Origin of the sequence: Streptomyces sp. NBC_00442, assembly GCF_036014195.1 — a bacterium.
In the GTDB taxonomy this organism is placed as follows: domain Bacteria; phylum Actinomycetota; class Actinomycetes; order Streptomycetales; family Streptomycetaceae; genus Streptomyces.
On the sequence record NZ_CP107918.1, the window covers coordinates 4,846,266 to 4,863,179 of the forward strand.

The 16,914-nt window shown below is 73.2% G+C and carries 17 protein-coding genes; 14 read left to right on the forward strand and 3 right to left on the reverse strand.

Features of this window, described 5'->3' with window-relative positions; genetic code table 11:
• Window positions 1-417: 417 nt before the first annotated feature.
• Window positions 418-1,860: a choice-of-anchor A family protein gene (locus OG432_RS21650; protein ID WP_328312608.1), complete on the forward strand. Its 1,443-nt coding sequence runs from the start codon at window positions 418-420 to the stop codon at window positions 1,858-1,860.
• On the opposite strand, the gene OG432_RS21655 is transcribed toward OG432_RS21650, so the two are convergent.
• Window positions 1,857-2,375: a heme-degrading domain-containing protein gene (locus tag OG432_RS21655; protein WP_443058596.1), complete on the reverse strand. Its 519-nt coding sequence runs from the start codon at window positions 2,373-2,375 to the stop codon at window positions 1,857-1,859. The two genes, OG432_RS21650 and OG432_RS21655, sit on opposite strands and share 4 nt — an antisense overlap.
• A gap of 110 nt (window positions 2,376-2,485) precedes the next feature.
• Window positions 2,486-3,670, reverse strand: a complete 1,185-nt coding sequence (locus OG432_RS21660; protein WP_328312609.1) for a Gfo/Idh/MocA family protein — start codon at window positions 3,668-3,670, stop codon at window positions 2,486-2,488.
• A 56-nt stretch (window positions 3,671-3,726) separates the two neighbouring features.
• Here OG432_RS21660 and OG432_RS21665 point away from each other — a divergent pair, with 56 nt between their 5' ends.
• Window positions 3,727-4,827, forward strand: a complete 1,101-nt coding sequence (locus tag OG432_RS21665; protein WP_328312610.1) for an ROK family transcriptional regulator — start codon at window positions 3,727-3,729, stop codon at window positions 4,825-4,827.
• Here OG432_RS21665 and OG432_RS21670 read toward each other — a convergent pair.
• Complete coding sequence (locus OG432_RS21670; RefSeq protein ID WP_328312611.1) at window positions 4,770-5,042, reverse strand: hypothetical protein; 273 nt, start codon at window positions 5,040-5,042, stop codon at window positions 4,770-4,772. The genes OG432_RS21665 and OG432_RS21670 overlap by 58 nt on opposite strands.
• Window positions 5,043-5,179: 137 nt before the next feature.
• On the opposite strand from OG432_RS21670, the gene OG432_RS21675 reads away from it, so the two are divergent.
• The 12 genes from OG432_RS21675 to OG432_RS21730 all read left to right on the forward strand — a co-directional run bounded on the left by OG432_RS21675 (window position 5,180) and on the right by OG432_RS21730 (window position 16,857).
• Window positions 5,180-5,995: a hypothetical protein gene (locus tag OG432_RS21675; RefSeq protein WP_328312612.1), complete on the forward strand. Its 816-nt coding sequence runs from the start codon at window positions 5,180-5,182 to the stop codon at window positions 5,993-5,995.
• A 230-nt stretch (window positions 5,996-6,225) separates the two neighbouring features.
• Window positions 6,226-6,972, forward strand: a complete 747-nt coding sequence (locus tag OG432_RS21680) for a GntR family transcriptional regulator (RefSeq protein WP_328315192.1) — start codon at window positions 6,226-6,228, stop codon at window positions 6,970-6,972.
• Between the two features lie 215 nt (window positions 6,973-7,187).
• Window positions 7,188-8,318, forward strand: coding sequence for a TIGR03364 family FAD-dependent oxidoreductase (locus OG432_RS21685; RefSeq protein ID WP_328312613.1), 1,131 nt, complete (start codon window positions 7,188-7,190; stop codon window positions 8,316-8,318).
• Window positions 8,319-8,332: 14 nt separating this feature from the next.
• A complete protein-coding gene (locus OG432_RS21690) occupies window positions 8,333-9,028 on the forward strand; it encodes an HAD family hydrolase (RefSeq protein ID WP_328312614.1) in 696 nt (231 codons plus the stop codon).
• Window positions 9,025-10,107: an ABC transporter ATP-binding protein gene (locus tag OG432_RS21695; RefSeq protein ID WP_328312615.1), complete on the forward strand. Its 1,083-nt coding sequence runs from the start codon at window positions 9,025-9,027 to the stop codon at window positions 10,105-10,107. Before OG432_RS21690 ends, OG432_RS21695 begins: the two co-directional genes overlap by 4 nt.
• 265 nt (window positions 10,108-10,372) lie before the next feature.
• Complete coding sequence (locus OG432_RS21700) at window positions 10,373-11,188, forward strand: 2-aminoethylphosphonate ABC transporter permease subunit (RefSeq protein ID WP_328315193.1); 816 nt, start codon at window positions 10,373-10,375, stop codon at window positions 11,186-11,188.
• Window positions 11,175-11,972 carry an ABC transporter permease gene (locus tag OG432_RS21705; protein ID WP_328312616.1) on the forward strand — a complete coding sequence of 266 codons (798 nt, stop codon included), beginning with the start codon at window positions 11,175-11,177 and terminating at the stop codon, window positions 11,970-11,972. The genes OG432_RS21700 and OG432_RS21705 overlap by 14 nt, the downstream gene beginning before the upstream one ends.
• A 71-nt stretch (window positions 11,973-12,043) precedes the next feature.
• Window positions 12,044-13,120 (forward strand): 2-aminoethylphosphonate ABC transporter substrate-binding protein, encoded by a 1,077-nt coding sequence (locus tag OG432_RS21710; protein WP_328312617.1) that lies wholly within the window; start codon window positions 12,044-12,046, stop codon window positions 13,118-13,120.
• A 138-nt stretch (window positions 13,121-13,258) separates the two neighbouring features.
• Window positions 13,259-14,038, forward strand: coding sequence for an HAD-IIA family hydrolase (locus OG432_RS21715; RefSeq protein ID WP_328312618.1), 780 nt, complete (start codon window positions 13,259-13,261; stop codon window positions 14,036-14,038).
• A gap of 146 nt (window positions 14,039-14,184) precedes the next feature.
• Window positions 14,185-14,766, forward strand: a complete 582-nt coding sequence (locus OG432_RS21720; protein WP_328312619.1) for a hypothetical protein — start codon at window positions 14,185-14,187, stop codon at window positions 14,764-14,766.
• 1 nt (window position 14,767) lies between these two features.
• Window positions 14,768-15,451: a class F sortase gene (locus OG432_RS21725; RefSeq protein ID WP_328312620.1), complete on the forward strand. Its 684-nt coding sequence runs from the start codon at window positions 14,768-14,770 to the stop codon at window positions 15,449-15,451.
• A gap of 374 nt (window positions 15,452-15,825) precedes the next feature.
• Window positions 15,826-16,857 (forward strand): glycoside hydrolase family 6 protein, encoded by a 1,032-nt coding sequence (locus OG432_RS21730; RefSeq protein ID WP_328312621.1) that lies wholly within the window; start codon window positions 15,826-15,828, stop codon window positions 16,855-16,857.
• Window positions 16,858-16,914 lie beyond the last annotated feature (57 nt).

Here is a 16,914-nt window from a genome sequence, read left to right on the forward strand (position 1 = left end):
GGCGGCCGGCGGGCCGGTGGTCGTGTCCCCCGCCTGCGGCGGGCCGCTTCACCCACCCGCCCGCCCACCCGCCCGTGCGGCGGGGCCGGGGGGCTCGGCCACCCGTGGGTGGTTGCGGTTTCGTCGGCCACCGTACGCCGGTGGATCGCGGCGTCCGCCTGACGGCGGGCCGGGATCGGCCGGTGCGGCCGGGGTGGAGGGCCCGCCGGGATCCCCCCCCGGATCGGCAGGTGCGCCGAGGTGCCGAGCTCGTCGGGATCGGCCGACGCGCCGGGGGAAGGTTGCGTCGGGATCGAGGGCGCGCCAGGGCGAAGGTCACGTCGGGGTCGGAGGGCGCGCCGGGGGGCCCTGCGCCGGATGGGGCGCATCCGTGCGTGTCTCAAGGGATCCGTGCGGCAAATTTCGCATATTGCGTAAATGCGAAATACGTCAGGTATGCGGAAAAGGGCGGCCACCGCCTCGGCCGTTGTCGTGGGGGCGGCCGTCGTCGTCGGGGCCCTGGCCACGCTCGGAGTCGCCGATCCGTTGCCGGACGGGCTCGGGCCCTGCAAGGGCAGCAACTGTCCGGTGGTGCCCTACCCGGATCCGAACAACGGGGCGCTCGCCGGGCGGGACAACAACATCAACGTGTTCGTCGGCGGGGACTTCCTCGTGCGGCAGGCCGCCGCCGAGGCGGAGGGCAAGATCGTCGTGCTCGGGGAGTTCGACCAGCACAAGGCCACCGGCGTCTCCCAGGTCTACAACGTGGGCGTCGCCGGCGTCGGCTCCCGCGTGCCGCCGGACAACGGCACCGACTTCCTGACCACCGGCAAGGGTGTCACCGTCGCCCCCGGCCAGCGCCTCCTCGCCGAGGAGGGCTCGGTCTCCGGCGTCGTACGCCACGGCGGCACGCTCAGCGGCACCGTTCGGCCCAAGACCGTCCACGACGCCGACGCGGCCGCCCCGTACGCCCGGCTCAGACCGAACCTCGCGGCCGCCAGCCACTGTTACGCCTACGTGGACGGCAAGCCGAGGACCGCCACCGGCACGGCCAGGAACAACGGCAACGAGACCCTGTTCACCGGCGACGGCAAGTCCGCCGTCCAGGTCTTCAACGTCGACTTCGACCTCGCCGGTTCGGGCGGCGGCGCGCAAGGGTTCCTGTTCACCGGCATTCCCGCCGGAGCCACCGTCCTGGTCAACCTGACCGGCGAGGCGCGCGAGATCAACACCTACATGGGCATGCTCCCGGCCGCGCTCCGCGACCGGCTGCTCTGGAACTTCCCCGACGCCGAGGTCGTCCGGCTGCGCGGCAGCGGACAGTTCTCCGGCAGCGTCCTGGTCGGCAACACCGACAGCACGACCACCGTCACCCTGCCCGGAGTCAACGGGCGCTTCTTCACGGTCGGTTCGCTCGTCCACACCTCCGTGGCCGGGGGCGGGGGCGGGCAGGAATTCCACGCCTACCCCTTCAACGGGGACCTCCCCACCTGCCGGGGGGACGAGCCGACCCCCACGCCCGAGCCTCCGACGCCCACGCCGGACCCGCCCACGCCGACGCCGACGCCCGAACCGCCCACACCCACGCCCGACCCTCCGACCCCCACCCCCGAGCCGCCGACCCCGAGCCCCACGGACTCCGAGGGCACGACGACCGGCGGCACATCGGGCGGGGACACCGGCGGGGACACCGGCGGGAACACCGGTGGCGGTGACTCCGGCGGGTACGGCACCGAGGGCGGCACCGACGGCGGCGGTGAACTGCCCGACACCGGTACGCCCTCCGACACGATGGTCCTGTTCGGCGGTCTCGCGGTGGTCCTCGTCGCGGCCGGCGGCATCACCTTCGTGGTCACCCGCAAGCCCAAGGGGCTCGGCTAGTCCGTGCTCGCCCGCCGGTCCGCGCTCGCCCGGTGCGGCCGGGCGCGGGCGGCCAGTTCGCCGAGCGCCTCGGCCACCAGGGCGTGGTCCTGCGCCTGCGGCAGGCCGGACACCGTCGCGGTCCCCACGACCCCGACTCCTTCGACCGTCACCGGATACGAACCTCCGTGTGCGGCAAAGGAGTCGGGGTCAAGGCGGGACGCCGCCTCGAACGTCGTGCCCTTGGCCCTGAACCGGGCGCCGACCAGGAAGGAGGGCGCCGCATAGCGTTCCGCCACCCGGCGCTTGCGGTCGATCCAGGCGTCGTTGTCGGCGCTGGATCCGGGCAGCGCGCACCGGAACACCGTGCGGGCGCCGTGCCGTACGTCGATGACGACCGGCGCGCCGCGCTCCACGGCGCGCGTGCGCAGCAGCATGCCCAGGGCCCACGCGTCCTCGTACGTGAACCGGGCCAGAACCAGGCGCTGTTGCTCGGCTTCGAGGGCGGCCACATCGTCCGGGGCCACGGTGCCGATGGCGGGGGTGCCCGTGGTGGGGGTGCCCGTGGTGGGGGTGCCGACGGCGGAGGCGCTCGCGGCCGCGCCGCCCTCCGCGGTCTCCGGCCGGGCCGACGTGTCCCGCGCCCTCACAGCGCGATCTCCACCGTGACGCCCTCGCGGGCCGAGCGGCGGGCCGCCTCAAGGACGTCCAGCGCGGCCGCGGCCTCGTGCGCGGTGACCGGCGGCTCGCCGCCCTCGCGCAGGGCCTTGTTGATCGCCGCGTAGTACGCCGGATAGTCGCCCGGCGCCGTCCGCACCGGGCATCCGCCGCCGGTCAGCGGGGAGTCGCCGCAGCCGATCCGGCCCCACAGCGACTCGGGCTCCTCGCCCCACGGCTCGCCGGCCGCCGGGCGCCGGCCCTCGCGCAGCGCCGCCTCCTGCGGATCGAGGCCGTACTTCACATAACCGGCCGACGATCCCAACACCCGCATGCGCGGGCCGAGTTGGGCGGCCGTCGCGCTGACGTACAGATGGGAGCGGACGCCGCTCGCGTGCGTGATCGCGATGAAGGTGTCGTCGTCGGCCTGGGCGCCGGGGCGGCGCACGTCGGCCTCGGCGTAGACGCGCAGCGCCGGGCCGAACAGCACGAGCGCCTGGTCGACGACGTGGCTGCCCAGGTCGTACAGGAGGCCGCCGATCTCGGCCGGGTCGCCGGACTCGCGCCACCCGCCCTTGGGGTGCGGCCGCCACCGTTCGAAACGCGACTCGAAGCGCTGGACCTCACCGAGCTCGCCGTCCGCGAGCAGCCGCTGGAGGGTGAGGAAGTCGTTGTCCCAGCGGCGGTTCTGGAAGACCGAGAGCAGCAGGCCGCGCTCCTCGGCGAGGGCGGCGAGTTCGCGCGCCTCCGCGGCCGTGCCGGCCAGCGGCTTGTCCACGACGACGGGCAGGCCCGCCGTGAGCGCGCCGGTCGCGATCTCGACGTGCGTCTTGTTCGGCGAGGCGATCACGATCAGGTCGAGCCCCGCGTCGTACAACTCATCGGGCGAGCCCGCGGAGCGCAGCGCATCGCCGTGCTCGGCGCGGGCCTGCGCCTGGCGATCGGGGTTCGAGGTGACGATCGTGTCGAGAACCAGGCCGTCGGTGGCGGCGATCAGCGGGGCGTGGAAGACGGAGCCCGCCAGGCCGTAGCCCACGAGTCCCACACGGAGGTCGGCGCGCGACGCCTTCCCGGCGCTCCCGGTGTGCGGCGCGTTCGAGGCGGTCGCGGGGGTCTTGGGGGTTACGGGGCTCACGGGGGGCGTGGCGTTCATGGGGTCCTTGGGGTCCTTCATGCGATCCACTTAAGCAACGCTGTTGCCAAAGTGCAAGCAAGAGAGACAATGGGTCGGTGAACAGGAGCAATACGGGTGTGAATCTGTCGGCGCTGCGCAACCACAATGCCGCGCTCGTCCTCGACCTGCTGAGGGACGCGGGCGAGAGCGGCATCAGCCGCCTGGAGCTGGCCGAGCGCACCGGGCTCACCCCGCAGGCGGTCAGCAAGATCACCGGGCGGCTGCGGGACGAGGGCACGGCCACCGAGGCGGGCCGCCGCGCCTCCACCGGGGGCAAGCCGCGCACCGTGCTCAAGCTGGTCCCTTCCGCCGCGCACGCCATCGGGCTGCACCTGGACCGCGACGAGCTGACCGCGGTCGTCGTCGACCTCGCGGGCACCCTGGTCGGTGCCAGGACCGTACCGCTCGACCTCGGCGCGGAACCCGAGCGCGTGGTGGAGGCCGCGGCCGCCGAGGCCGAGGCGCTGACCGGCAGCCGCCGCGTGCTCGGCGTCGGCGTCGCCATGCCGGGCCCGCTCGACCACGACAGCGGGGTACTGCACCGCGTCACCGGTTTTGCGCACTGGAACGGCTTCCCGCTGCGGGACGCGCTCGCGGCGCGGCTCGGCCAGAAGGTCTTCCTCGACAAGGACACCAACGCGGCCGCCCTCGGCCTCGCGCTGCGCGACAACACCGGGGCAGGCTCCTTCGCCTACCTCCACCTGGGCAGCGGGCTCGGCGCCGGGCTCGTGCTCGGCGGCTCCCTGCATCGCGGGGCCCGTACCGGCGCGGGCGAGTTCGGGCACCAGACGATCCTGCTCGGCGGCCCGGTATGCGGCTGCGGCGGCCGCGGCTGCATCGAGGCGCTCTGTCTGACGGCGGTCGCCCGCGGGGACATCGCGGCCGCGGCCCGCTTCCTCGGGGTGGGGGCGGCCAACATCGTCGGCCTGCTCGACATCGACGAGATCCTGCTCGGCGGCCGCACGGTCAGCGCCGATCAGGACACCTTCGTCCGGGGTGTGAGCGCGGTCGTGGAGGAGCGGGCCCGGCGCGGCGGCGCCGCCGCGATCCCGGTCCGCCCGGCGGCCGGCGGGCCCCACGCGGTGGCGGAGGGCGCCGCTCAGCTCGTCCTCGTCCCCGTGTTCGGCCGCGCGAACGTGGCGTATCCGAAGGCGTAATCGGAGCTGTAGCTGTAGCTGTAGCTGTAGCTGTAGCTGTAGCCGGAGCCGGAGCCGGAGCCGGAGCCGGAGCCGGAGCCGGAGCCGGAGCCGGAGCCGGAGCCGGAGCCGGAGCCGTAGCCGGAGCGGTAGTGGTAGCCGTATCCGTATCCGTATCCGCAGTTATTGGGCTGATAGGGCGGTCTTACCGGCACCGGCGGGGCTCGCCGGGCCACGTCGCGCGGGTGGCGGGGCGGGTGCGTGGCAGGCTCGCGGGCCACGGCCGCGGCCGACCGGAGGGTGCCGACCGGCTCCGGTGCGGGCGCCGGCGGCCGAACCGAAGTCCGAACGCCGCGAGCAGCAAAGGTCCCGCATGCGACTGCGCACCGCCCTCGTCACCGCGCTGGCCGCCGCCGCGGTCGCTCCGCTCGCCGCGTTCACCCCGCTCGCGGGGGTCGCCGTGGCCGACGGCGGCGGGTTCCCGTACGGGCGTCACGACGTCGTGCCGCGCAAGCCCGTCGTCGCCCCGCGGCCCGTCGCGCGGCCGCTCGCCGAGAAGGTTCGGGCAACCTCCTGCGAGCTGAGGACCGGGTCCGCGTTCCCGCTGGACACGCAGGTCCGTGGCGGGCCGGACGAGTACGTGCCCGGCGACGGCGACCAGGAGTGGTTCCTCGACCTCACCAACACCTCGGACCGGCCGTGCGACAGCATCCACCCGGTGCTCGTCCTGGTCGACCGCGACCGCACCCTCAAGAACTCCCAGCTCCGGATGGAGTTCGACGACCCGGCCACCGGCCGCACCCATCCGGTGCCGTTCATCAAGACCGACGAGGACGAGCACATCGGCGTCTTCGACGACGGCTTCCCCGGGTTCGTCGTCGGCGCGGGCGGCACCGTCACCGTGCGGGTGCGGCTCGGCTTCGCCGCGGACACCGTGCCGGGGCCCATCACCGCGACCGCCGCCATCGTGCAGCGCAGGGGCGGCGACGGGCAGTGGGTGGGGGAGTCGGGGGAGTACCGCTTCGACGTCGTGGACGAGGGCGACCTGCTGGACGAGCTGGACAGCGAACTCGCCGCGACGGGTGCGGGCGGCGCGCTCACCGGGCTCGGCGCAGGCGCCGCCGTACTCGTCGCCGCGGGCGGGACGCTGGTGACGGGGGCGCGGCGGATGCGTGCGCGGGGCCGCTGAGGAGAGGGGGGTCCGAGGAGAGGCCCGCTGAGGCGGGCGCCCTTGCCGGGGCGGGCCGACCTGCCTGCCCCGGTCGTTCACCTGCGCGTGCGAGCATCGGCCCCGTGGCTCACCCGAACGACTCTCCGCCCGCTTCCCCGAACGGCTCCCCGTGCGAATCCCCGCACGAATCCCCGTACGACGACGGTTACCCGGCGAACCAGGCGCCCGGCGCCCCCGTCCGCTCCGGCATCCCCGAGCACGGGCGCATCCCCAAGTACTACGCCGTCAAGGCGCAAGTGGCCCTGCTCGTCGATGAGTTGGGGGAGGGCGGGCTGCTGCCGACCGAGCGAGAACTGGCGCTGCGGTACGAAGTCGCGCGGGAGACGGTACGCCAGGCGCTGCGCGAGCTGATCCTCGAAGGGAGGCTGCGCCGCCGGGGCCGGGGCACGGTGGTCGCGGGGCCCAAGCTGGAACAGCCGCTCTCGCTGGCCAGTTACACCGAGGGGGTGCGCCGCCAAGGCCGAACGCCCGGCCGTCACCTCATCACCCTCGAACGGTTCCCCTGCCCGCCCGTGCTCGCCGCCGAGACCGGGCTGCGCCGCGGGGAGCCCGTCTGGCACATGGAGCGGGTGCTGCTCGCGGACGAGGAGCGGGTGGGGCTCGAGAGTACGTACGCGCCGGTGGCCCGTATGCCGGACCTGGACCGGGAGTTCACCCCGGACTCCTCCTTCTACGCGTATCTGCGGGACCGGCTCGGTGTGACCCTCGGCGGGGTCGACGAGCGCATCGAGACGGTGCTGGCGACTCCGCGGGAGGCGTTGCTCATCGGTACGCCGCCGGGGTTGCCGATGCTGCTCATCCACCGGGTGTCGCGGGATGCGGAGGGTGCGCCGCTGGAGCGGGTCCGCACGCTGTACCGGGGTGACCGGTTCTCCTTCACGACCCACCTCGGCGGGGCGGAGGACGGCGTCCCGCGCAGTTCCCCGCGCCCCTGAAAACCCCCGTTCGCTTTCGGGCGCGGGCCCGGCGTGGGCTGGCCGCGAAGTTCCCCGCGCCCCTCAGGGGGCTTGGCGGAGCCCCAGGATCCCTCTTCACCCGAGCGGGGTGATAACGAAAAGGTAACGGGTCTAGGCCAAGTTTGGGGGGCCGTTCACGCGCGCGTTGCCGGTCGGACCGGCCCGGGACACCCGCCCCGACGACCGTTGCCGCCGTGAGAGTCATCGTCGTAGGAGCCGGCGTGCTGGGAACCATGCACGCCTGGCACGCAGTGGAACGCGGCCACGAGGTCGTACACATCGAGCGCGAGAGCGAGGCGCGCGGAGCCTCGCTCCGCAACTTCGGCCAGATATGGGTCAGTGGCCGGGCCGGCGGCGAGGAGCTGGACACCGCGCTGCGCGCCCGCGAGCTGTGGGAGGGCATCGGCGCCCGCGTCCCCGGTATCGGGTTCCGGGCCAACGGCTCGCTCACCCCCCTGCGCACCGCCGCCGAACTCGCGGTAGCGGAAGCCGCGTTGGCTCGTGAGGACGCTCCCGCCCGCGGCTACAAGCTCCTCACCGCCGCCGAGGCCCGCGTCCTCAACCCTGCCCTGCGCGGCGACTTCACGGCCGCTCTGTGGTGCGAACGCGATGCCGCCGTCGAGCCCCGTATCGCGCAACTCGCCCTGAAAAAAGCACTGTTGGCGTCCGGAAAGTACAGCTTCCTGGGCGGGCGGGAAGTGCGTGACGTCGTCGAGGGAGTGCACGGCCGTGCCGTCCGCGACGACCACGGCGACCTGCACACCGGCGACACCGTGATCCTGTGCACGGGCGCCTGGCTCGGTGGGCTCGCCCGTGAGCTCGCCCCCGACCTGCCGGTGCGCCGCGTACGCCTCCAGATGATGCAGACCGCGCCGCTCGGTGAGCCGCTGGCCACCTCCGTCGCGGACCCCGACAGCTTCCGCTACTACCCGGCGTACGCGGGCGAGGCGCTCGACGCGCTCAACGCCGCGCAGGCCCAGGACCCGATCGCGGCAGCGCACAAGATGCAGCTCCTCATGGTGCAGCGCGCGGACGGCGGCCTGACCATCGGCGACACCCACGAGTACGAGCACCCCTTCGCCTTCGACGTGGCCGAGGAGCCGTACGACCACCTCGTCCGGGTCGTCGAGTCCTACCTGGGCAGGCCGCTGCCCAAGATTCAGCGCCGCTGGGCCGGGGTCTACGCCCAGTGCACCGACTCCTCGCGCGTCGTGCACCGCCAGCAGGTGCGAAACGGGGTGTGGCTGGTGACCGGGCCCGGCGGACGCGGCATGACCTGCTCGCCCGCCATTGCCGAGCGGACCGCCAACGAGCTGGAATGGTAAGGAAGTTGACCTCGATGAACACGTACAACCTGGTCGTGCTCGACATGGCGGGCACCACCGTCGCCGACGGCGGGCTCGTCGAGCGGGCCTTCGCGAGCGCGGCCGACCGCCTCGGCGTCGAGCCCGGCTCGGCGGAACACGCCACCATGCTCGACTACGTCCGGGCCACCATGGGCGAGTCCAAGATCTCGGTCTTCCGTCACCTCTTCGGCGACGAGGCCAAGGCGCGGCGCGCCAACACCGCCTTCGAGGAGGCGTACGCGACCCTCGTCGACGGCGGGCTCATCGCGCCCGTGCCGGGGGCTCGCGGCGCGATCGAGCGGCTCACCGCCGAAGGCCGGACCGTGGTCCTGACCACCGGATTCGCCCGTGTCACCCAGGACGCGATCCTCGCGGCGCTCGGCTGGCAGGACGTCGTCCCGCTCACCCTGTGCCCGGCCGACGCGGGCGGCCGCGGCCGGCCCTTCCCCGACATGGTGCTCAGCGCCTTCCTGCGCACCGGCGCCGTCGGCTCGGTGCGCGACATCGCGGTGGCCGGCGACACCTCGTACGACATGCTCAGCGGCGTGCGGTCCGGGGCGGGAGTCGTCGCGGGCGTGCTGACCGGCGCCCACGACAAGGAGGCCCTCGCCGGGGCCGGGGCCACTCATGTGCTCGGCTCCGTCGTCGAACTTGCGCACACACTGGCCGAGTTGGAGGCGGCGCAGTGAGCGGCGCCGCCCCGCCGGGCGCGCCGCACCGCGGCGGCATCCGCTTCGACGGCGTCACCGTCGCCTACCACGGCACCGTCGTCCTCGACGCGCTCGACCTGACCGTCGAACCCGGCGAGGTCATGGCCCTGCTCGGCCCCTCGGGGTCCGGCAAGACCACCGCGCTGCGGGCCGTCGCCGGGTTCGTCCAGCCGGCCGCGGGGCGGGTGTTCATCGGCGGGAGCGACGTGACCCGCCTGCCGCCCCACCGGCGCGGCATCGGCATGGTCGTCCAGCAGTACGCGCTCTTCCCGCACCTGCGGGTCGAGGACAACGTCGCGTTCGGGCTGCGGGCGCAGAGGGTTCCCCGGGCGCGGATCCCCGCCCGGGTCGCCGAAGCCCTCGCCATGACCGGCATGGACAGCTACGCCAAGCGGTATCCGCGCGAGCTCTCCGGCGGCCAGCAGCAGCGCGTCGCCATCGCCCGCGCGCTCGCCATCCGCCCCGGTGTCCTCCTCCTCGATGAGCCGCTCTCGGCGCTCGACGCGCAGCTGCGCTCCGGCATGCTGGCCGAACTCGCGCGCCTGCACCGCGAGTTGCCCGACGTCTCCATCCTGTACGTCACACATGACCAACTGGAGGCGCTCACCCTGGCCGACCGCATCGCCGTCATGGACCGGGCCCGCCTCCAGGACTGCGGAACCCCGCAGGACCTGTACCGCAGGCCGCGTTCGGAGTTCACGGCGTCGTTCGTCGGCAACGCGAACCTCCTCCCGGTGCGGGTGGGGGTGGGATCCGTACGGTTCGGGGACACCGAGCTCTCCGTCGCCACCGACCAGGTCGCCCGCGGGGCGAGGGCCACGCTGTGCGTGCGGCCGCACCTGGTGCGGCTCGGCGCCGGGCCGAACGCGCTGCGGGGAAGGATCGCGGAGGTGCAGTGGCGGGGGGCCACACATCGGCTGGAGGTCGATGTCGATGGGCACCACGTGAAGGCGGACGTGCGGGAGCTGCGCACCACCCCCGCCCTGGGCGACGAGGTCACCCTGCACTTCGCCCGCGAGGACGCGGTGCTCATTCCCGCGGGGGTGACCGGTGGGTAGGCGCGAGGCTGCGGCGGGGGCTGCGGCGGGGGTATGGCCGGGTGAAACAGCACCCGGCGGCCCGGCGTCCGGCGGCCTGGCACCCGCTGGTCCGGCGTCCGGCAGCCCCGCGCCCACCGGCCCCGTACCCGGCAGCCCGGCACCCGCTGGTCCGGCGTCCGGCAGCCCCGTACCCACCGGCCCCGTACCCACCGGCCCCGCACCCGGCAGCCCCGCACCCGGCAGCCCCGCACCCCCTGGCCCAGCGCCCGGATGGGCGCGTCAACTGGGCGCCCGCATATGGGCGTTGCCCCCCGTCCTCGTCCTCGTGGCCGTCTTCCTCTACCCCCTCGCCCTCGTCGTCCGGCAGTCGTTCTCGCCGGACTCGGGCGGTACCTCCCTCCGGCCCTACGCGGACGTGTTCTCCTCCACCGCGTTCCGGGAGGCGCTCACCACCACCGTGTGGCTCGCGGCCGGGGCGACCGCCGGATGCCTCGTGCTCGGGTTCGTGCTCGCGCTGGTCATCGCCTTCGTGCCGTTCCCCGGCGGGAAGGCCGTCGCCAAGTTCATCGACGTCTTCCTGTCCTTCCCGTCCTTCCTGATCACGCTCGCCCTGCTGTTCGTCTACGGCAGCGTCGGCATGGCCAACGGGCTGTGGACGGACATCAGCGGCGCGCCCAGCGGGCCGTTCCAGTTCCTGACCACGCCGTGGGGGGTACTGCTCGCGGAGATCACGTACTTCACGCCGTTCGTGATGCGCCCCCTGCTCGCCGCGTTCTCCCAACTGGACACCGCCCAGCTGGAGGTGGCGTCCTCGCTCGGGGCCCGGCCGGCCAGGATCGTGCGGCAGGTGATCCTGCCCGAGGCGCTGCCCGCGCTCGCGTCCGGCGGCGCGCTGGTCCTGGTGATGTGTCTCAACGAGTTCGGCATCGTCCTCTTCACCGGCGCGAAGGGCGTCACCACGCTGCCGATGCTCGTCTACAGCAAGGCGATCCTGGAGTCGGACTATCCGGCCGCCTGCGTCGTCGCCGTCGTCAACGTCGTGATGTCCGTGGGCCTCTACGGCCTCTACCGGGTGGTGAGCCGTCGTGTTGGTGCATAGCCGCGGCGGCCGCCGGGCCGTCTGGACCGTCTTCCTCGTCCTGTTCCTGCCCGTCTTCGCGCTGCCGCTGCTCGTCATCGTGGCCGCGTCGTTCGCGACGAACTGGTCGAGCGCCTTCCCCTCCGGGTTCACCACCTCCCACTACGCCGCTGCGACCACGGGCGAGACCCTCCAGGCGCTCACCACCAGCCTGGTCACCGCCCTCACGGCGAGCGTTCTCGCGCTGACCGTCGGAACGTGGGCGGCGCTCGCCGCGGCCGCCCTGAAGAAGGGCGGACGGCGGCTCATGGACGCCCTGTTCGTGCTGCCGGTCGCCGTGCCGTCGGTGGTCGTCGGGCTCGCCGTCCTCGTCGCGTTCTCCAAGCCGCCGGTGCTCCTCAACGGGACGCGCTGGATCGTGATCCTGGCGCACACCGTTCTCGTCATGGCGTTCGCCTACCAGTCGGTTTCGGCCGCCATCCTGCGTCTGGACCCGATGTACGAGCAGGCCGCCGCCAGCCTGGGCGCCCGCCCCCTGCGGGTGCTGTGGCGGGTGCGGCTACCCCTGCTGCTGCCGTCCCTGACCGCGGCCGCCGGGCTCTGCTTCGCCCTGTCCATGGGCGAGTTGAGCGCCACGATGATGCTCTACCCGCCGGACTGGACACCGCTCCCGGTGCGGATCTTCGCGGCGACCGACCGTGGCTCGCTGTTCACCGGAGCGGCCGTCGCCGTGGTCCTCATGGGGACGACGCTGCTCGTCCTTCTCGCCGTCTCCCGCATCCGCACCAGAGCGTCCTTCCGCTGACCGCTGACCGCTGAACCCAGCCGGACGACCACCCCCTGACCGACCCGAAAACCTCAGGAGCCCCGAACGTCATGCACAGAAACACCCTCACCACGCTCAAGCCGCTCGCCGCCGCCGTCGGCACCCTCGTCCTCGCCGCCACCCTGTCCGCCTGCGGCGGCGACTCCGCGGCCGACTCGAACGCGAAGACCGTCACCGTCTACAGCGCCGACGGCCTCAAGGGCGAGAAGGGTGACGGCTGGTACGACACTGTCTTCAAGGAATTCGAGGCGAAGACCGGCATCAAGGTCAAGTACGTCGAGGGCGGCTCCGGCGAGATGGTGCAGCGCGCTGTCCGCGAGAAGTCCAACACCCAGGCCGATGTGCTCGTCACCCTGCCCCCGTTCATCCAGCAGGCCGAGGGCAAGGGGCTGCTCCAGAAGTACGTGCCGGCCGGCGCGGACAAGGTGGACGGCGCCGCCAAGTCGCCCGACGGCACCTGGACCTCGGTCGTCAACAACTACTTCGGGTTCGTCTACAACAAGAAGGAGCTCAAGGAAGCCCCCAAGAACTGGGAGGACCTCCTGGGCGCCCCGTACAAGAACAAGATCCAGTACTCCACGCCGGGCGTCGCGGGCGACGGCACCGCGCTCGTCATCAAGGCCATGCACGACTTCGGCGGCAAGGAGGCCGCGATGGAGTACCTGCGCAAGCTCCAGGCCAACAACGTCGGCCCGTCCGCCTCCACCGGCAAGCTCGCACCCAAGGTCGACAAGGGCGAGCTGCTCGCCGCCAACGGCGATGTGCAGATGAACTACGCCCAGTCCAAGACCATGCCCAACCTCGGCATCTGGTTCCCCGGCACCGCGAGCGGCACCAAGCCGTCCTCCTTCGCCCTGCCGTACGCGGCCGGCCTGGTCAGCGGCGCCCCGCACAGCGCCAACGGCAAGAAGCTCCTGGACTTCATGCTGAGCGAGCCGGCGCAGAAGCAGGTCAGCGCGATCGGCGGCGGTTTCGCGGCGCGCACCGACATCAAGGCCACCGACCCGGACGCGGTCGCGCTCGGCAAACTGATGCGGGACGTCGACGTCTTCCAGCCCGACTGGATGGACATCTCGAAGAACCTGCCGAAGTACGTCGACGCGTGGAAGACGGCCACCGGCAGCTGAACCGTGAGCGGCCGGGTCGCGGTGGCCGGTACCTGACTAGGCTAAGGGCGTCGGCAACGCACAGTGCGGTGCGCCGGCGTCCCCAGCTGATCGCTCATCAGCGCGAGAAGACCGCGCAGAACGCAGGAGTCCGCACCCATGGCAGAGCGCAAGCCGATCGAATCCTGGCTCACCGACATGGACGGTGTCCTCATCCACGAGGGCACCCCCATCCCCGGTGCGGACGCCTTCCTCAAGACGCTCAAGGAGTCGGGCCGCCCCTTCCTCGTCCTCACCAACAACTCGATCTACACCCCGCGCGACCTGCACGCCCGCCTGATGCGGATGGGGCTCGACGTGCCGGTCGAGAACATCTGGACCTCCGCGCTCGCCACCGCGAAGTTCCTCGACGACCAGCGGCCCGGCGGCACCGCGTACGTCATCGGCGAGGCGGGCCTGACCACCGCGCTGCACGACATCGGGTACGTCCTGACCGACCACGAGCCGGACTACGTGGTGCTGGGCGAGACCCGCACGTACAGCTTCGAGGCGCTCACCAAGGCGATCCGGCTGATCAACGCCGGAGCCCGGTTCATCTGCACCAACCCGGACGAGACCGGGCCGAGCCAGGAAGGGCCGCTGCCCGCCACCGGCGCGGTGGCCGCGCTGATCACCAAGGCGACCGGCAAGAAGCCCTACTTCGCGGGCAAGCCCAACCCGCTCATGATGCGCACCGGCCTCAACGCGATCGGCGCGCACTCCGAGACCAGCGCCATGATCGGCGACCGGATGGACACCGATGTGCTCGCCGGTCTTGAGGCGGGCATGCAGACGTTCCTGGTCCTGACGGGGCTGACCCGGCCCGACGACGTGGAGACGTACCCCTTCCGGCCCTCCAAGATCGTCGACTCGATCGCCGATCTGGTGAAGCTCGTCTGATGCGCGACTGATCCGATGTACAGCCGATCCGACGCGGATCGGCACCCCAGGGCGGGCGTGTCGTGCGCCCGTCCGGCGCAGTGGTCCTGCCTCCCGGGATGCGAAACCGGGCGTCACGCGTGACGCTCGGTTGCAGGAGGTTCACGATGCGCATCCGTCCCATGACATTCTGTGCGGCCATGGCGGCCGCCGCCCTGACCGTGCTGCCCGCGTCCCCCGCGGTGGCCGAGTCCGAGCCGCACGGATCGGTGCGGGTGACCCCTGGCACCACGGCCCCCGGCGGGGAGGTGGATCTGCGGGTCAGCGTGTGCAGCGGCCGCGAGGCGGTCGGCTCCTCGGACGCCTTCGTCTCGGAGGCCCGCTTCACGCCCGCCGCCGACGGCGGTCTCTACGCCCAGGCCCGCATCCGCTCGGACGCCCAGGACCGTGACTACGACATCTGGGTCAACTGCAAGGACAGCTCCGGCAAGGCGAGCGGCCGGTTCACCGTGGTGCACGGCGAACGCCGCGATCACGACCACGATCGCGACCACGACCAGGACCACGGCAGGCCCACCCCGTACCGGCCCGTGCACGCGGGCGGCGGCGGCGCGGCGACGCTCGCCGCCGACGAGGCCAAGGAGCAGGGCCCCGGCACCCGGCACGCGGTGATCGGTCTGGCGCTCGCGGCGGTCGCGGCGGTCGCCGTGGCATCGCGCAGCGTACGCCGTCGTCGCGGCGGCGACTGACATGTCCTCGGCGCGCGGCAGCGGGCGGTTCGTCACCGGCCTCGCCTGGGCCGTCCTGCTGCTCGGCCTGTGGCTGTGGGGCCGGGACGTCTCCGGAGGCACCGGCAGCACGTCGGCGCCGACCACGGGTGACATCGCGGCCGTGGGCCGCCCGCTCGGTATGCCGCTGCCGCCGGCGCACGACCCGCTCAAGGGCGCGGCGCCGCAGCGCGTGGAGATACCGTCCATAGGCATCGCGGCGCCGGTCGTGCCGCGCGGCCTCGATGCCGACGGCGCGGTCGATCCGCCGCCCTTCGCCCAGGCCGGCACGGTCGGCTGGTTCGACAGCGGGGCCCGGCCGGGTCAGGCGGGAGCCGCGCTGCTCGTCGGGCACGTGGACACCCAGAGCAGACCGGCCGTGTTCTACGGGCTGAGCGCCGCGCGCCCCGGCGAGCGGATCAAGGTGACCGGCGCCGACGGCACGATCGCCGAGTTCACCATCGACGACGTCCAGGTCTTCTCGCGCCGGCACTTCGACGCGGCGAAGGTGTACGGGCCCCGCCAGCGGGGCCGCGCCGAGCTGCGCCTGATCACCTGCGGCGGCACCTACGACCACAAGACGAAGGCCTACACCGCGAACGTGGTCGTCTCGGCCTATCTCACCGACGCGAGGGACCCGGCCCCTTCCAAGCCGCGGGCGTCCTGACCGCCCGCCACGGCCGGCCCGGTTCGAACCTCGGGTCCGGTCCCGATTCCGGTCCCGCGCACGCGCCGCGCACCTGGCCCGGCCGATGGCCCGCTTCCCCCGGAACCGCCGGCCGGGCCGGTCCTCGACCGCGGGTGCACGGGCTGCGGGAGAAGTCCGGCACCGCCGCGGGAGGTTCGGAGCCGCCGGGTCGCCGCGGGGCGGCCGACGCGGAGTCCGGCCACACCACTGTAGAACCGCCGCGCGCCACGGGCCCAGGCCCGGATGACGCCAAGTCCGCCGGCCGGCACACCGGTCCGGCAGGGCCGCGCGGCGGCCGGCAGGGCTCAGCCGGGCCGGCCGTGCGGGCACGAAGCGGGGTCAAGGGGCAGCGCATGTACGGGAGTTGGGCAGGGGCAGGCGTACGGGTCCGGGTGCCGGCCATCGCGATGGCGCTCCTCGCGGCGGGCTGCGGCAGCGGCGACGTGGGCCACGGAGCGGACGCGGGGGGCAGCCCCGAGCCGTCCGGACTCGCTCAACTCGGCTCGTCCACCAGCCCGTTCTGGGTGGACCCGGACACCAACGCGGCACGTCAGCTCGCCGCCTACACGCGGGCCGGCGACAGCGAGAAGGCCGCGCTCATCAGGAAGATCGCCGAGCAGCCGGCGGGTGAGTGGATCGCGGGGAGCGACCCCGAAGGGGTGGTCCGCGGCTACACCGAGTCAGCCGCGAAGGCCGGGCGCACGGCGCTGCTGGTCCTCTACAACATCCCGCACCGCGACTGCGGCCAGTTCTCCCGGGGCGGCGCCCCCGACGGCGACGCCTACCGAGGCTGGGTCGACCAGGTGGCGCGGGGCATCGGCGAGCGCCCCGCCACGATCGTCCTGGAACCGGACGCGCTCCTGCACGTCGTCGACGGCTGCACGCCGGCCGAGTTCCGCGAGGCGCGGTACGCGCTGTTGAAGGGCGCCGTCGAGCGGCTCAAGCGGCAGCCCGCGACGAAGGTGTACGTGGACGCGGGCAACGCCGGGTGGCGCTCGCCGGAGGCCCTGGACGAACCGCTGCGGCGGGCGGGCATCACGGGCGCCGACGGCTTCGCGGTCAACGTCTCCAACTTCCAGACGACGGGGGCGAGCCGGGAGTTCGGCGAGCACCTCTCCGCCAAGGTCGACGGCAAGCACTTCGTGATCGACACGAGCCGCAACGGCAACGGCCCCTACACCGGTGGCGATCCGCAGGAGAGGTGGTGCAATCCGCCCGGCCGTGCGCTCGGCGAACGGCCGACGACGGACACGGGCGGCGGCCCGGTCGACGCCTATGTGTGGGCGAAGCGGCCGGGGGAGTCGGACGGCCCTTGCAAGGGCGGCCCCCCGGCGGGCAAGTGGTGGCCGGAATACGCCCTGTCCCTCGCGGGCAACACCCGCTGACGTTCCCGTCGGCAACGCCCGCCGACCGGCCGGCGGCCACCGGCTGCGCGGACACGC

Bases quoted from the DNA above. Each gene is read 5' to 3' on its own strand.
- OG432_RS21660 (WP_328312609.1), bottom strand. From the start codon at position 3,670: ATGAAGGACCCCAAGGACCCCATGAACGCCACGCCCCCCGTGAGCCCC.
- OG432_RS21690 (WP_328312614.1), top strand. From the start codon at position 8,333: ATGAACACGTACAACCTGGTCGTGCTCGACATGGCGGGCACCACCGTC.
- OG432_RS21720 (WP_328312619.1), top strand. From the start codon at position 14,185: ATGCGCATCCGTCCCATGACATTCTGTGCGGCCATGGCGGCCGCCGCC.
- OG432_RS21725 (WP_328312620.1), top strand. From the start codon at position 14,768: ATGTCCTCGGCGCGCGGCAGCGGGCGGTTCGTCACCGGCCTCGCCTGG.
- OG432_RS21650 (WP_328312608.1), top strand. From the start codon at position 418: ATGCGAAATACGTCAGGTATGCGGAAAAGGGCGGCCACCGCCTCGGCC.
- OG432_RS21715 (WP_328312618.1), top strand. From the start codon at position 13,259: ATGGCAGAGCGCAAGCCGATCGAATCCTGGCTCACCGACATGGACGGT.
- OG432_RS21710 (WP_328312617.1), top strand. From the start codon at position 12,044: ATGCACAGAAACACCCTCACCACGCTCAAGCCGCTCGCCGCCGCCGTC.
- OG432_RS21675 (WP_328312612.1), top strand. From the start codon at position 5,180: ATGCGACTGCGCACCGCCCTCGTCACCGCGCTGGCCGCCGCCGCGGTC.
- OG432_RS21730 (WP_328312621.1), top strand. From the start codon at position 15,826: ATGTACGGGAGTTGGGCAGGGGCAGGCGTACGGGTCCGGGTGCCGGCC.